This window comes from Burkholderia sp. ZZQ-2 (genome assembly GCF_050768715.1).
GTDB lineage: Bacteria > Pseudomonadota > Gammaproteobacteria > Burkholderiales > Burkholderiaceae > Burkholderia > Burkholderia cepacia.
In genome coordinates, this window is the sequence record NZ_LDVA01000364.1 from 32,153 (window position 1) to 46,082 (window position 13,930).

At 65.3% G+C, this 13,930-nt stretch carries 13 protein-coding genes; 3 read left to right on the forward strand and 10 right to left on the reverse strand.

Annotated features, from left to right (window positions below; translation table 11 throughout):
* Positions 1-32: 32 nt before the first annotated feature.
* Positions 33-2,333 carry an NADP-dependent malic enzyme gene (locus tag ABY44_RS37065; RefSeq protein ID WP_027790699.1) on the reverse strand — a complete coding sequence of 767 codons (2,301 nt, stop codon included), beginning with the start codon at positions 2,331-2,333 and terminating at the stop codon, positions 33-35.
* 136 nt (positions 2,334-2,469) lie between these two features.
* Between ABY44_RS37065 and ABY44_RS37070 the strand changes: the two genes are divergently transcribed.
* On the forward strand, positions 2,470-3,441 hold the full coding sequence (locus ABY44_RS37070; protein WP_021156700.1) for a LysR substrate-binding domain-containing protein: 972 nt from the start codon (positions 2,470-2,472) through the stop codon (positions 3,439-3,441).
* A gap of 86 nt (positions 3,442-3,527) precedes the next feature.
* On the opposite strand, the gene ABY44_RS37075 is transcribed toward ABY44_RS37070, so the two are convergent.
* The 8 genes from ABY44_RS37075 to ABY44_RS37110 all read right to left on the reverse strand — a co-directional run bounded on the left by ABY44_RS37075 (position 3,528) and on the right by ABY44_RS37110 (position 10,825).
* Positions 3,528-4,409, reverse strand: a complete 882-nt coding sequence (locus tag ABY44_RS37075; protein ID WP_230948800.1) for a hypothetical protein — start codon at positions 4,407-4,409, stop codon at positions 3,528-3,530.
* Positions 4,310-6,202 carry an SAM-dependent methyltransferase gene (locus tag ABY44_RS37080; RefSeq protein WP_060171495.1) on the reverse strand — a complete coding sequence of 631 codons (1,893 nt, stop codon included), beginning with the start codon at positions 6,200-6,202 and terminating at the stop codon, positions 4,310-4,312. The genes ABY44_RS37075 and ABY44_RS37080 overlap by 100 nt, the downstream gene beginning before the upstream one ends.
* Before the next feature lie 44 nt (positions 6,203-6,246).
* Positions 6,247-6,831 (reverse strand): GNAT family N-acetyltransferase, encoded by a 585-nt coding sequence (locus tag ABY44_RS37085; protein WP_230949277.1) that lies wholly within the window; start codon positions 6,829-6,831, stop codon positions 6,247-6,249.
* 60 nt (positions 6,832-6,891) lie between these two features.
* On the reverse strand, positions 6,892-7,335 hold the full coding sequence (locus ABY44_RS37090) for a hypothetical protein (protein WP_060171499.1): 444 nt from the start codon (positions 7,333-7,335) through the stop codon (positions 6,892-6,894).
* Positions 7,336-7,486: 151 nt separating this feature from the next.
* A complete protein-coding gene (locus tag ABY44_RS37095; protein ID WP_034196126.1) occupies positions 7,487-7,714 on the reverse strand; it encodes a hypothetical protein in 228 nt (75 codons plus the stop codon).
* A 125-nt stretch (positions 7,715-7,839) separates the two neighbouring features.
* Positions 7,840-8,214, reverse strand: coding sequence for a VOC family protein (locus tag ABY44_RS37100; RefSeq protein WP_027790692.1), 375 nt, complete (start codon positions 8,212-8,214; stop codon positions 7,840-7,842).
* Between the two features lie 742 nt (positions 8,215-8,956).
* Positions 8,957-9,871 (reverse strand): alpha/beta hydrolase, encoded by a 915-nt coding sequence (locus tag ABY44_RS37105; RefSeq protein ID WP_060171502.1) that lies wholly within the window; start codon positions 9,869-9,871, stop codon positions 8,957-8,959.
* Between the two features lie 87 nt (positions 9,872-9,958).
* Complete coding sequence (locus ABY44_RS37110; protein ID WP_081072729.1) at positions 9,959-10,825, reverse strand: AraC family transcriptional regulator; 867 nt, start codon at positions 10,823-10,825, stop codon at positions 9,959-9,961.
* A gap of 244 nt (positions 10,826-11,069) precedes the next feature.
* On the opposite strand from ABY44_RS37110, the gene ABY44_RS37115 reads away from it, so the two are divergent.
* Positions 11,070-11,528: a GNAT family N-acetyltransferase gene (locus ABY44_RS37115; RefSeq protein ID WP_059692848.1), complete on the forward strand. Its 459-nt coding sequence runs from the start codon at positions 11,070-11,072 to the stop codon at positions 11,526-11,528.
* Between the two features lie 195 nt (positions 11,529-11,723).
* On the forward strand, positions 11,724-12,635 hold the full coding sequence (locus ABY44_RS37120; protein WP_060171504.1) for a LysR family transcriptional regulator: 912 nt from the start codon (positions 11,724-11,726) through the stop codon (positions 12,633-12,635).
* 129 nt (positions 12,636-12,764) lie between these two features.
* Here the strand turns inward: ABY44_RS37120 and ABY44_RS37125 are convergent, their stop codons facing one another.
* Positions 12,765-13,925, reverse strand: a complete 1,161-nt coding sequence (locus ABY44_RS37125) for a mandelate racemase/muconate lactonizing enzyme family protein (protein WP_060171507.1) — start codon at positions 13,923-13,925, stop codon at positions 12,765-12,767.
* Positions 13,926-13,930: the final 5 nt, after the last annotated feature.

Consider the following 13,930-nt stretch of genomic DNA (forward strand, 5'->3'; position numbering starts at 1 on the left):
GTCCGGTGAACTCGCCCCCTTCCGGTTTCCGCTCAAACAGACGCGTTCCGGTTCGCCTCGATCACCGTCAACGCCGTCATGTTGACGATCCGCCGCACCGTCGCACTGGACGTCAGAATATTCACCGGCGCGTTGACGCCCAACAGGAACGGCCCCACCGCCACATTGCTGCCCGCCTCCGTCTTGAGCAGGTTGTAAGCGATATTCCCCGCATCCACGTTCGGGCACACGAGCAGGTTCGCCGCCCCCTTCAGCGGCGACATCGGCAGCAGCCTCGACCGCAAGCCCTCGTCGAGCGCACAGTCGCCATGCATCTCGCCGTCCGCCTCGATATCGGGCGCCTGCTCCCGGATGATCTCCAGCGCCCGGCGCATCTTCACGCCCGACGCCGCACTCCCCGACCCGAAGTTCGACCGCGACAGCAACGCCGCCTTCGGCGTGAGGTTCAGCCATTCCATCTGACGAGCCGCCGCGATCGTGAATTCCGCGATCTGCTCGGCATCGGGATTGTCGTTGACGTGCGTGTCCACCAGCGCGACCGTCCGCTGGTCGAGCAACAGGATGTTCATCGCCGCATACGTGGACGCACCCGGCTTCCTGCCGATCACCTCGTCGACGAACCGCAGGTGGTTGTGATATTCGCCGACCGTGCCGCAGATCATCCCGTCCGCATCGCCGAGCCGCACCATCATCGCGCCGATCAGTGTCAGGCGGCGCCGCATCTCGACCCGCGCCATTTCCTTCGAGATGCCGTCCCGGCAGCGCAGCTCCCAATACGTCGTCCAGTACTGCGGGAACCGCTCGTCGTACTCGGGGTTCGTCACCTCGACATCCTGGCCGAGCCGGATCCGCAAGCCGAACCGTTCGATGCGCGCCAGCAGCACTTCCGGGCGCCCGACCAGGATCGGACGCGCCAGCTTCTCGTCGACGATCACCTGCACCGCGCGGAGCACGCGTTCGTCCTCGCCTTCGGTGAAGACGATCCGTGCCTTGCCGCCGTCACGCACCAGCCGGCGCGCCGTCGCGAACAGCGGCTTCATGAACGCGCCCGAGTGGTAGACGAATTGCTGCAGTTGCTCGACATACGCGTCGAGATCCGTCAGCGGGCGCTTCGCCACGCCGCCTTCCATCGCCGCCTTCGCCACGGCCGGCGCGATACGGACGATCAGGCGCGGGTCGAACGGCTTCGGAATCAGGTATTGCGCGCCGAACGCCACGTCGTACGCGCCATAAGCCGCCGCGACGACTTCGTTCTGCTCTTCCTCGGCCAGCCCCGCGATCGCGTGCACCGCGGCGATCTCCATTTCGCGGGTGATCGTCGTCGCGCCCACGTCCAGCGCGCCGCGGAAGATGTACGGGAAGCAGAGGACGTTGTTCACCTGGTTCGGGTAGTCCGAGCGGCCCGTCGCGATGACGACGTCGTCGCGCGTCGCGTGCGCCAGTTCCGGGAAGATTTCCGGCGTGGGATTGGCCAGCGCCAGAATCAGCGGGCGCGGCGCCATCTCCTTCAGCATCTCGGCACTCAGGATGCCGCCGACCGACAGGCCCAGGAACACGTCCGCGCCGCCGATGACGTCGGCCAGCTTGCGCGCATCGGTTTCCTGCGCAAAGCGCGACTTCGCCGGGTCCATCAGCGCGGTGCGCCCGCGATAGACGACGCCTTCGATATCGGTCACCCAGACGTTCTCGACCGGCAGCCCGAGGTCGACCAGCAGGTCCAGGCAGGCCAGCGCGGCGGCCCCTGCGCCCGACGTCACGACCTTCACTTCCGAAATCGACTTCCCGACGACCTTCAGCCCGTTGATGAACGCCGCGGACACGGTGATGGCGGTGCCGTGCTGATCGTCATGGAAGACCGGAATCTTCATGCGCTCGCGCAGCTTCTGCTCGACCGTGAAGCATTCGGGCGCCTTGATGTCCTCGAGGTTGATGCCGCCGAAGGTGGGCTCGAGGCCCGCGATGATGTCGACCAGCTTGTCCGGATCGGTTTCGTTGATCTCGATGTCGAAGACGTCGATCCCCGCGAACTTCTTGAAGAGCACGGCCTTGCCTTCCATGACCGGCTTGGACGCGAGCGGGCCGATGTTGCCGAGACCCAGCACGGCCGTGCCGTTCGTGATCACGCCGACCAGGTTGCCGCGGCTGGTGAAGCGGTGCGCCTGCAGCGGATCGGCGGCGATGGCCTCGCACACGCCCGCCACGCCCGGCGTGTACGCCAGCGCGAGATCGCGCTGCGTCACGAGCGGCTTGCTGGCGACGACCGAGATCTTTCCCGGGGTCGGAAATTCGTGATAGTCGAACGCTGCCTGCTGCTGTGTCTCAGTCTGTTTCATGTTTTTCGATCCGGGCACGGGCGCCAGGCCAGTCCCGGCGCGATCCATGAAGGTGATTCTAGGGATCCGCCATAAGGTGATGATTCTGTTTTAATATCGCTCCATCACTTTTTCATGATGAATACGTGACCAGTCAATGACTTTTGACGCGAACGACGTGGTCAGGCGGCTGGGCGCGCGCCTGAAGATGCGGCACCTGGTGCTGTTGCTGCAGATCCAGCAGCACGGGTCGCTGACGCGCGTCGCGGAGCACATGGCCAGCAGCCAGCCGGCCGTGACGAACGCGCTGTCCGAGCTGGAGAGCATGTTCGGCACGCCGCTCTTCGAGCGCTCGTCGCGCGGCATGCGGCCTACCGCGCTCGGCGCGGTCGTGCTCGAGCGGGCGAAGGCGATGATCAAGGATCTCGACCACCTCGCCCGAGAAATGGAGGCCGTCGCCGCCGGGCATGCGGCCCACCTGCACATCGGCGTGATTCCGTTCATTTCCGGGCAGATGCTGTCGGCGGCGCTGAAGCGGCTGCAGGCGCGCATGGAACGGCGCCTGACCGTGACGATTCACGAAGGCACCAGCGATCAGCTCCTGCTGCAGCTCAAGGACCACAGCGTCGACATCGTGATCGGGCGGGCGTCGTCGGCGATCGACCTGGGGCAGGTTTCCTTCGAAGTGCTGTACCAGCAGCAGCCGCGCATGATCGCGAGCCGGCGTCTTGCCGCGAAACTGGCCCGCACCGCGCTGGACTGGCACAAGCTGCACGCGCTCGACTGGATTCTCGGCGCCCCGCATACGCCGATGCGGGAACAGGTCACCGACCTGTTCCTGTCGGCCGGCATCCCGCCGCCCGTTCCGATCGTCGAAAGCTACTCGTCCAAGCTGATCGGCGAGATGATCGCGTCGAGCGACGAGGCCGTATCGATCGTGCCCGCCGACATCGCGGAAGAACTGGTGCGGATCGCCGGCGTGGCGATCGTGCCGTACTCGCTGGTCTGGACGCTCCCGCCCATCGCGCTCTTTACCCGCGCCGCCGATTCGCGCTCGCCGGCGCGGGATCTCCTTGTCGACGCGTTGCGCGAGGTATGCAGGGAGACTTACGGGGAAGCGCAGCGATGAGGCTGCGGGCGGCCGCCTGAACGGCGGTTCGCCCCCGCCGGCAACCCACGCGGGTGGCGGCGGAGGCTCGCCGCACCGGCAGCGCGCTACTTGCTGGCGGCGAGGTGACGCAGAATGTCCGCACGCTCGGCGCTCAACACATGATCCGAGCCCTCGCCGCGGTCATAGCGCTTCGCGGTGCGGTAGGAAAACCGCTTCCTGTACTGCCCGATGGCGGGATCGAACGTCCACGCGTCGACGACGAAAAAGTGCTTGCCGAAATGATCCTCGTCGTCGGCCCACACGAAGTCCGCCCGAACGAACACCGGATAGGGCGACACGTCCGGCACCTTCCACATCGCGCGATCGGCCGTCTCCGTCTGGGTGACTTCCGGCATCAGGTTCTCGATCTTGCCGTTCGCGCCATAACGCAATATCGCCACGCGCTCCAGCATCCCGCTGCCACCGCCGGAAAACATCCCCGAGAAGAACACCCACGAGCCGCCCGACGCAATCGGCAACCGCTCGGACCGCGGCATCAGTCCGAACTGGTAAAGCTCCTTCGACGAATGGGGAACCGGCACGGGCGGCATCTCGAAGCACGGCGCACGATCGGGGAGCACGCAGAGTTTCACGCCGGACAGCGGGAGCCCGTCCGAATCCTGCCGGCCCTCCGCCTGGGTGAAACGCGGGAATGCCGGTTCGCTCGGGGCGGCCTGCGCACCCGCGATGCCGGCGACGGAAATGCCCAGGATCACCCCGAGCGACTTGACGACCCTGCGCATGCACCTGCCCTCTCTCTCATGTTTTGATAGCCGCGAATTGTCGATGATCCGGCCGCTTCTGTCGAACGGGCGGTTGCGGCCGGCCTGCGCTTCGCGCCGGTTCGTCAGACCGTCGCCAGAACCAGACGCCCCGGCGATGCGCCGATGTGCAGCCCGTCGGCGCGATTCGCGAGGTAGCGCCGGTTCAACTCGTCCGGCGTCCATGTGTTGCTGTGGCTGAAGCCCAGCGCGGCAAGGCTCGCGGTCAGTGCGTCGGGTTCGAAAAAGCTTTTCCACGGCTCGCCACGCTCGGCGAATCGCGCCGTCATCTGCTCCATCGCGATGCGCATGATCGGCGGCAGGCTCGACAGCGGAACCACATATTCGAGCAGGACCGCGCTACCTTTGGCACACCCGGCGATGAAGCGCAGCGTGTCGATCACCGCGGCCTCGTCGAGATACATCGTCACGCCGAGCCAGCTGAACAGCGCCGGCGCATCGGCATCGAAACCGGCGCGCGCCAGCCCTTGCGCGAGACCGACCCGCTCGAAATCGACCGGCACGAATCGCAGCGACGGCGGCACCGCCATGCCCGCCTCGCACAAACGGGCCTGCTTCCACGCCTGCGTCGCCGGCAGGTCGACCTCGAACACGCGCCCCGGCGCATCGGCTCGCCGGTATGCGCTGGTATCGAGCCCCGCACCCAGCACCACATACTGGCGGATGCCGCGTTCGATCGCGTCGGCCCACACGTCGTCGGCAAGCCGGCTGCGTACCACCACCGTGCTGCGCATGCCCACCGTCATTGGCTGGCGGAACTTGTCGAGGTTGTCGCGCAAGGCTTGCGCCTCAGCCGCACCGAGGACGGTCAGCGCGACCGGATCGTCGAGCACCAGCGGCCGGTCGAGCAGCTGGTGCGCGGCCCGCTGCGTGGCCACCAGCAGCGCGCTCGGCTTGGGCCCGGCGTTCACCGGCGTCGTGTCGTGGCCGACGACATGCGCCCGGTTCAGATAAGCAAGCAACGCATCGTCGAGGCCGATGCCCAGTTGCAGATCCGGTTCGCGCATCATCGCATCGCGCACGCGTGCTTCCAGCGCCGCGTCGTCGCCGCAGAAGCTGTCGAGAAACAGCTGCTGCCAGCGCTTGACGATCGCCTGCACCGGTGCGGCGCCGGCGTCGACGCCCGCATCCATTTGCGCTCTCAGTTCGACCACCAGCGCCGGCCACGCTCGATGCTTCATGGCGGCGAACTGGCGCCGCCGCACCTCGTCGGCCTGAGTCGGGTCGAGGTGCTTCGCAAGTAGCGCGCAGCGCGCGTGCACGAACGCTTCGTCGATCCATGCGAGCATCTCCGCCGTGATGCCGACGATTTGCGGAGCACGCGGTTCGTCGAGCTGAATGGCCATCAGCTTGGTCGCGAGCGTCGGGTCGTTGCGGGTCATCCGGACCACGAGCCGGATCCAGCGCCACGCCAGCGCCTGGGCGGCTTCGCTGCCGGCCGGCAGCGCCTGCTGCCGGGCAACGCGAACTTCTTCGATCAGCGCTGCCCACGACGGATCCGTCGGCGCGATCGTATCCGGCCCGGATGCCAGCAACGCATCGAGTTCGTCGTCTTCAAGGTGTTTTTGGATCATGTTCATCCACTCCAGAGCATTCAGCCAGTCGGTCGCCGTGGTCTCGTCGCCGGTGGCGATCACGTCCACGATGTATTGCAGGTGACGACTCAGGCGCTGCGCGCGCGACGCCTGTGCATCGAGTTCCGCGATCTGGCGCTGCAGAAGCTGGAGCGGTGAACCGGCCAGTTGGCCGTCGAGGCTCGCCTTGATGTCCGGCAGCGAATACCCGAAGCGTTTCAGCGCCTCGATCCGATGCAGCCGGATGAGGTCGTCCCGCCCATACAGGCGCGCGCCGCCGTCCGTGCGCTGCGCCGGCGACAGCAGCCCGATTGCATCGTAGTGGTGCAAGGCCCGGACGCTCAGTCCCGCCTTCTTCGCCAGATCGCCGATCTTCAGTCGCATTTTTTTCCCGGTCGTCGGTGTCGACCATAAAAGCTGACGTAGCGTCAGGTGCAAGGGAAATCGAAGGGGGCGTATCCAGTTGAACGCCAAGCAGCGGGTTTCTCGTACAGCGACGAGACAATCCCGTCCGATTTCAACCCCACACGAATGAAGCCAAGCGACTCGTAGTAAGCGCAGAGCGTCACGTTTTCGACGGCGCAATCGAGCCGGACAAAATGCCGGTTCAACCTGCTCACCTTGCGAGCGCACCAGTCGAGCATGAAACCGCCGAGCCCGAGCCCGTTGAAGCCTCTCCGCACGCAAAGCCCGTGCACGTAACCGGCGATCGGCGCCTGCGGCCCCCAATGCCGGTCTTCGCCGAAGCCGAGCGAGAACGTTCCGGCCAACGCGCCGTCCAGCTCGACGACATACACGTCCTTTTCAGCAACGTTGCTCCGTACCCACCGCTCGGAAAATCCGTCACCTTCCTTGCCCCACGCATGGTCGCCGTACGTGAGCTTCTTCGCATGTGCGTCGTTCCGGATCCGGGTCAGCACCGGTACGTCGTCTGCCGTTGCCCTGCGGATGTTTTTCGAGGTCATCGCCCGTTTCTCCGTGGCGTCTTCACGTCGCGGCTCGACAGCCGTCATCCCGCCAAGCCGTATTTTCGACAGCAGGCACTCGCCCGGTCAGCCGAAGGCACGACGCTCTCATGAAGCTGCCGCCTGGAACCAGCGCGTACACGGGCCCGTGTAAATGAGCACGGTCGCGATCGCATTGGCGAGAAAGCCCACTTCGATCAGGCTCAGCCTGAAAGGGAGCCCCATCACGAGAAGGGCCATCGTCGTGACGACCGTGAGCCCCAGTTCCAGCACACGCGCCAGCTTTTGTCGCTGGCACAGGCCCACGATCAGGCTCGCGTTCAGCAAAAGCCAGAAAGCCTGGATGATCCCGACCATCGCGGCGCCTTTGCGCATGAGCACGGCTTTCGCCGCGGGGACTTCGCCAGCCTGGTCGAAGCCCAGCATCGTGAGCCAGACGGCGAATCCGGCCTCGATGAGCCAGACGATCGTGAAGAGCGCGATGGCGTGACGGATCTGCAACGGTGCGTCGGCGCGAAACGCCGGCATGGCCTTCAACTTGCCGATTGGCATCGTCTCTTTCAGGAAGCTTGCGCTCCCCGCCCCGGATTGTGTTCGTATCGTATTTGCCGCTTGTCGATTTCACGACGCAGCGAGTTTCGGCCGAGTGTAGTCCATCCGCAATCGCCTCAGACGCGTACACGCACTCACGCCGAACACGCCTCTAGTGCGAAGCATTCAAGCCCTGCCGGAGAGCCTCATAGATCCCCGCGCCGGCATCAACGATGAACAGGAGTGCAATGGCGACGCACGCAACGCGCACGATACCGCGCAGGCGCGTCACGCCGACATACAGCCCGACAGCGCCGACGCAAAGCGTCACGGGCCAGTAGATGGCCCCCATGAGAATCGCGATGACGGGAAAAGGCAGGTCAATGGCGATGTCACTCATCCCGGAAAGCTCCGTTGCTCGCATGAAGCATGCGTTCGCTCATCGATTCAACGGCATCGGTCGACCGGTCCATCCGCACATGACCTTGCAAGCCGCCTCGCCGCCCCATGCTGCCCGACAGGGCATCACCCCTGCGCCTGATGACACACCACCTCGATATTGTGCCCATCCGGCCCGATGACAAACGCCGCGTAGTAGTTCGCGTGATAATGCGGCCGCAGCCCCGGCGCGCCATTGTCCTTCCCGCCCGCCTCCAGCGCCGCGCGATAGAACGCATCGACCTGCTGCCGGTCGTCGGCCACGAACGCGATGTGAAGATGCGCCGGCTTCTCCGACGTCTGGAACAGGCACAACGATGGTTTGCCAGGCGGGGACATCTCGATGCCGTACGACGGATCGCCCTCACCCACCACCACGACGCCAAGCGGTTCAAGTGCGCTGAGGAAAAACGTCTTGCTGGCTGCAAAGTCGCTCACGCCGAATTTGACATGGTCAAACATGACTCCCCCTTCGGATGGATGGGTCTGCCGGCACCCGGATCGGATGTGCAAATCACCGCGATGTTGCCACATGCAGCGATCGGTGGCACACCCGCCCGACCTCGAACAAAAAAGCCCGACACGGTCGGGCCAACGAGCGAGATACAAGAAGAATCCCGCTCACCCCTCATCGAGCGGTCGCACCGCGCTGCCTGACGTCATGATGATCCGGGCAATAGCCGACGATCACACACGACGTTGCGACCGATTGTCGATCGTCAGGCTTCCATGAAAGGGTTCGGAAAGAATGGCTATTGCGAAACGGGGGTGCCGGATGACGCATTCGCCGGCAGGGTCGGGAGCGGAACGGCCGGTGGCGCTCACCCGAAAAAATTGGCCCGCACCTGAAAACCTGAAAGCGCGGGCCAAGCCGAGAACACACAACACCTTGGGGGGGTATCAAGGCGAGACCAGTCTAGCCCGAGTCTCCGGAAAGAAAATTTCAGGCCAGATTACAGCTATTACTCCATATAACGAAGCATCGGCCGCCGCCGTGTACGGGCCAAGAGGCGACACTTCATCCGCGAGCGCGTGCGGCATTACGGCGTGCCGTTCGCCGGTGTTGCTTCGGACGGGCGACGGATGTAGTCGTGCCTCGGAATGCCTTGCCGCCTTCCCCTCAAACGCCGGCACCATCGAAGCTAGCGGTATCGCCATTCGCGCAAGCCGTGGACACCGCACGCACGCGCTGCAACCGGTCAGGTCAGCGCGCGCCGGACAGATGCAGCGTGAACCACTCCACCGCCGCCCGGCTCGTTTCGTCGAAATGCTCGATATACGGCGTGAAATGCCCGCCCTTGATCTGGAGCAGGCGCTTCGGCTCCAGCGCGTTTTCCCACGCCTTGAGGCACAGGTCGGTTGGCGTCAGCAGATCGTCGTTGGCTACGATCATCAGCAACGGGGTTGGCGAGATGCGGTCGACATACTGGCCCGGTTCGTTCTCGCGCGACATCTCCGCGCTGCGCAGCGTCACTTCGTTTTTCCAGTTCGGCGCGCACCGCGCCGCCGACTCGGTGAAGAACCGGTACGCATCCGCGCCCGCCATCGCGCAGGCTGTCGCGGGGTCCGCGCTGACTGCCGGCAACATCGCCGGCACGCCGCCCGCGAATCGCTGCCGGCGATCTTCATCGAAGCGAGCCAGCGCCGTGGGCACCAGATCGGAACGCGTGCGGCGCAACGCCGACTGATATCCGCTGATCGTCGGCACCTGCGAAACCACGCATTTGACGCGCCGGTCGATGGCCGCGACTTCGAGCACGTGGCCGCCGCTGTAGCTGGTGCCCCAGATGCCGATGCGTGCGGCATCGACGTCCGGGCGCGTCAGCAGATAGCTGATCGCATCGCGATAGCCGCGCTTCTGCTGCACGGGGTCGATCTCCTGACGCGGATACCCGTCGCTCGCGCCGAAATTCCGGTGATCGTAGAGCAGCACGCCGAAACCGCCGGCGGCAAATACCTCGGCGTAGCGGTCCAGATATTGTTCCTTCACGCCGGAGAAGCCGTGCGCCATCACGATGGCCGGATACGCTTGCGTACCGGCGATGCGCTGCGCCGGTTCGTAGTACCAGCCTCGCAGCGTGGCGGCTTCGGACAGGAATTCGATGTCGTGTCGCGTCATGTCGGCTTACCTCGTTCGGTCAGTGGATTCGATGACCGACACGATAAGCGTGCACGCCGCGCCCCGCGTTTGCTGGAAGGACGTTTGCTACGCGGAATCGGACAGTTTCGCGTACGCACTGGGCGTCATGCCGGCAAACCGGCGAAACACGGTCGAGAAGGCGCTCGTGGTTTCGTAGCCGAGTTCGGCCGCGACGGCGATCACGGAGCGTCCCGAGGCCAGCAGCGGGCGCGCGGCCGAAATCCTGGCCTGCTGGCGCCACTGGCTGAACGACAGCCCGGTTTCGGCGGTGAACAGCCGGGCCAGTGTCCGGCTCGACGCACCGACTTCGTCGGCCCATTCCGTCAGCGTTCGCTGATCGGCCGGATTCGCGAGCATCGCGTCGCAGACCCGGGCAAGACGCCGGTCCTGGCCGGACGGCAGCCGCAACGGTTGCTCGGGAGACCACTCGATTTCGGCGAGCATGAGCTGGATGACGAGCGCGTCGCGTCCGTCGGGATCGACCTCGACCGGGAACGACGATGCACGCACGATCAACTCGCGCAGCAGCGGCGAAACGTTGATCAGGCCCGGCTGATCCGGGTACGCGGATCGGCAGGCTCGCGGGTCGACGTAGGCGGTGCGCATTTCGAGTTGCCCGTGTGCGCGCATCGCGTGCGGCAGGTCGGGCGGAATCCAGAGTGCGCGATGCGGCGGGATCATCCACAGCGACCGGCAGGCGATGACTTCGGCGATGCCCGTCGTGGTGTAGACGAGTTGCGCGCGCGTGTGCCGATGCTCCGCGACGACGAAGCCGTCGGGAAATGCTTTCGGCATGACGGCCGCGATGGCGGGTGCATTCTGGTAGTCGCGCGGGTCGGTACTCTTTGTGACGGGTGCGATGCCGGCCCGCTTCGGATCCGCCGCCTCGCCGTGCCCGATCGCTTTACCGTGGCCGCGCCTTTCGACCTTCATCGCTCGTCCTTTCATGTGTGCGGAATCGCCGGCGCGTGGGACCCGGCGAACCGGACGGATGATACGGGAATGTCGGAATGAAGCAGCAAATCGGCAACCCGATCTCACCGCTGTAGCGCAAACTCGACAAGCAGCGCCGGACTTCCGATGTCGGCAGTTTCAGCAGCATGCCGCACGAACTTGGAAGTTCGATTCCGTGCTGCTATCGTTGTGCACGCAATTAATTTTCCGGAGCAGCCGATCCATGCCCTTGATCTTGCGCCGAGCCGTGGCGGCTGATGCCGCGGCGGTGGCTGACGTGTATCTGCGGTCGCGCAACGCGCTCGCATCCTACGCGCCGCTCGCGCACTCCGAAGCCGCCGTCCGCGACTGGATTGCCAACGTACTTGTCCCGTCGGGCAACGTGACCGTTGCCATGTACGACGATCGCATCGTCGGCATGGCCGCACACGTCATCGCTGACGGTGCGGCATGGCTCGACCAGTTGTACGTGTGCCCCGAATTCAAACGACAAGGGATCGGTTCCGCCCTCCTGGAATCGGTGAAGTCGCAGACGGTTGGCAAGCTCCAGCTCTATACGTTCCAGATGAATCGCGATGCTGCCGCGTTTTATGAGCGGCATGGATTCGTTGCCATTGCATATAACGACGGAAGCAGGAACGAGGAAGGTTGTCCCGATGTGTTGTATTGCCTGACGCGGTAGCTTCCGTCCGCATGCTCCACGTCGCCGGTCCGTCAATTGCCGGCTGGCTTTCCTGGCATTTGCGTCGCATAAAGCGGCGCCCCGGCCATCGGCTCATGCGTCCCGCGCACACAAGAACGAACCGGCTCCCGATGCGCCACAGGCCGCTGGTCCAATATATGATTCATCACCATTCAGCCGCTTCAGGTCGAACGAATGCCCAACTTCCCCCCGGATCTTCGCCAGTGGTATTACTTCGCGGCCGTTGCCGAGGAGCGGCACTTCGGCCGTGCGGCCGCACGCCTCTCGATGACCCAGCCGCCGCTGTCGCAGGCAATACGCTCCCTGGAACGCGAACTCGGCGTCGAGCTCTTCGCACGCACGAAGCGTGCGGTCGCGCTCACGGCAGTCGGCGAGGCGTTGCTTCCGACGGTGCTGAAACTGCTTGCCGCGGCCGAGGAGCTTCCCGCGCTGGCAAAGAGCCTCGCTCTCGGCGAGACCGGAAGATTGTCGCTCGCGTTCGTCTCGATTGCCGATTACGGGCTGCTGCCCTCGCTGCTGCGCGAATTCGGCATGCGTTATCCGCTGGTGCGATTGCAACTGACCGAAGCGACGAGCGACGTGCAAATCGAAGAGCTGGTCGCGGGCCACATCGACGCGGGCCTGATCATTCCGCCGTTGCCGCCGCGCTACGTGGCCGAGCTGTCGTATCTGCCGCTCCTGAGCGAGCCGCTCGTGCTCGCGATGCCGAGCGCCGCGTCGACGGCACCCGACGACGTGCCGATTCACCTGAAGGAAGTGGCAGACCTTCCGCTCGTGATTTTTCCGCGTCGTCTCGCCCCGAGGTTTTACGACGCGATCATGGAGTGCTACAGCGACGTCGGTGTCGTCCCGCACATCGGCCAGGAAGCAATCCAGATGCAGACGATCGTCAGCCTTGTGTCCGCCGGCATGGGCGTCGCCCTGGTGCCGCAATCGTTGCACAATCTGCAGCGTACGGGTGTCGTCTATCGCCCGCTCGCACACGGCTCGTTCGTCGTCGAAACCGGCCTCGTCTGGCGCAAAGGCGATATCGGGCACGTCCTTGCCAGCTTCATCAATATCGTGCGGACACTGGCCTCGGCATGATGCCGGCCGCAGGCAGATCCGCTTTGGCATGCCCGGGCGGCTTGGCAGGCCACTTGCCGCGCGACGACGCGCGGGAAGCCGTCGACGCACGGCCGGCGAGTCCTCGCTCGCGGACGCGCCGGCCGACGCTCACGCCTTGCCGTGCCCCTGCGATCCCGGGCCCGACGAGAATTCGCGGACACCATCGCGATTGATGCCGAAGCCGAGGCCCGGCGTGTCGGGCAGTGCCAGCGTCCCGTTCTGCTCGGCCGGCAGGCCGGTAAACAGGTTCCGGCAGATCTCGACCGCGACGACGTGCCACTCGACCGAGCCGCCGTTTGCGAGCCCGCCGTGCAGATGCATGTTGTGGAACGGGAACGTGCCGCCATTGTCGATCGGCACGCCGAACGCCTGCGCGAGCGCGGCCGCGCGCGCCGCGACGGAGAACCCGCCGCACACGCACACGTTTGGCTGCAGGATGTCGACGGCGTCGTTCACGAGGAAATCCCTGAACCGGAACAACTGCCCCTCGCTTTGCCCGGTGGCGACCGGAATGCCGCCGCGCTTTCTCAGGTCGGCGAGCTTCGCGGGGTCGTTCTCGGCGATCGGCTCCTCGAAGAAACCGATGTCGCAATCGGCCACGCGCTCAGCAAGCCGCAGCGCGTGATAGTGGTCGAGCCCGCAGTTCGCGTCGATGTAAATCTCGGCGGCGTCGCCCACCGCATCGCGCACCGCGCGCACGCGCGCGACGTCGTCCGCGACGACCTGGTCGAGCGAGCGCCCTTCGTCGCGGCGCGCAAGCGCGTGATAGCCGACGATCATCTTGATGCGGCGATGTCCGGCGCCGACGAGCGCACGCGCGGCATGTATCAGCTCCGGGCGCTCGAGCGACGCGAAGCCGAACGTCGTGTACAGCGGCACGACCGGACGCGCGCCGCCGAGCATTTTCCATACCGGCAGCCCGGCGATCTTGCCGATCGCATCCCAGACCGCGATGTCGATCGCGGAAATCACGTGCCCCGCATAGCCGGTCTGCCCGCGCGGGCATAACAGCCAGTACAGCTTGTCGAGAATCCGCTCGCGCTCGACGACGTTCATCCCGACCAGGTTGGGTGCGGCGACGTGATCGATCGCCGCGGCCACGACCGCTTCGTCGGTGATCGCCGTGAAGCCGTGGCCGACCACGCCCTGCGACGTCTCGATTTCGACGATGACGCCCGACAGCTTGCCGGACAACCGCACGCCGGCGATCTCCGCGTCGCCGCGCGCGAACACCGGCGTCGCGGTCACTTTCACGATGTTGTGCTGCATCTCTT

Excerpts from the sequence above, each read along its gene's own strand:
- ABY44_RS37065 (WP_027790699.1), bottom strand. The coding sequence starts at position 2,333 with ATGAAACAGACTGAGACACAGCAGCAGGCAGCGTTCGACTATCACGAA.
- ABY44_RS37070 (WP_021156700.1), top strand. The coding sequence starts at position 2,470 with ATGACTTTTGACGCGAACGACGTGGTCAGGCGGCTGGGCGCGCGCCTG.
- ABY44_RS37075 (WP_230948800.1), bottom strand. The coding sequence starts at position 4,409 with ATGGACGCCGGACGAGTTGAACCGGCGCTACCTCGCGAATCGCGCCGA.
- ABY44_RS37080 (WP_060171495.1), bottom strand. The coding sequence starts at position 6,202 with ATGCGACTGAAGATCGGCGATCTGGCGAAGAAGGCGGGACTGAGCGTC.
- ABY44_RS37085 (WP_230949277.1), bottom strand. The coding sequence starts at position 6,831 with ATGACGGCTGTCGAGCCGCGACGTGAAGACGCCACGGAGAAACGGGCG.
- ABY44_RS37090 (WP_060171499.1), bottom strand. The coding sequence starts at position 7,335 with ATGCCAATCGGCAAGTTGAAGGCCATGCCGGCGTTTCGCGCCGACGCA.
- ABY44_RS37095 (WP_034196126.1), bottom strand. The coding sequence starts at position 7,714 with ATGAGTGACATCGCCATTGACCTGCCTTTTCCCGTCATCGCGATTCTC.
- ABY44_RS37100 (WP_027790692.1), bottom strand. The coding sequence starts at position 8,214 with ATGTTTGACCATGTCAAATTCGGCGTGAGCGACTTTGCAGCCAGCAAG.
- ABY44_RS37105 (WP_060171502.1), bottom strand. The coding sequence starts at position 9,871 with ATGACGCGACACGACATCGAATTCCTGTCCGAAGCCGCCACGCTGCGA.
- ABY44_RS37110 (WP_081072729.1), bottom strand. The coding sequence starts at position 10,825 with ATGAAGGTCGAAAGGCGCGGCCACGGTAAAGCGATCGGGCACGGCGAG.
- ABY44_RS37115 (WP_059692848.1), top strand. The coding sequence starts at position 11,070 with ATGCCCTTGATCTTGCGCCGAGCCGTGGCGGCTGATGCCGCGGCGGTG.
- ABY44_RS37120 (WP_060171504.1), top strand. The coding sequence starts at position 11,724 with ATGCCCAACTTCCCCCCGGATCTTCGCCAGTGGTATTACTTCGCGGCC.
- ABY44_RS37125 (WP_060171507.1), bottom strand. The coding sequence starts at position 13,925 with ATGCAGCACAACATCGTGAAAGTGACCGCGACGCCGGTGTTCGCGCGC.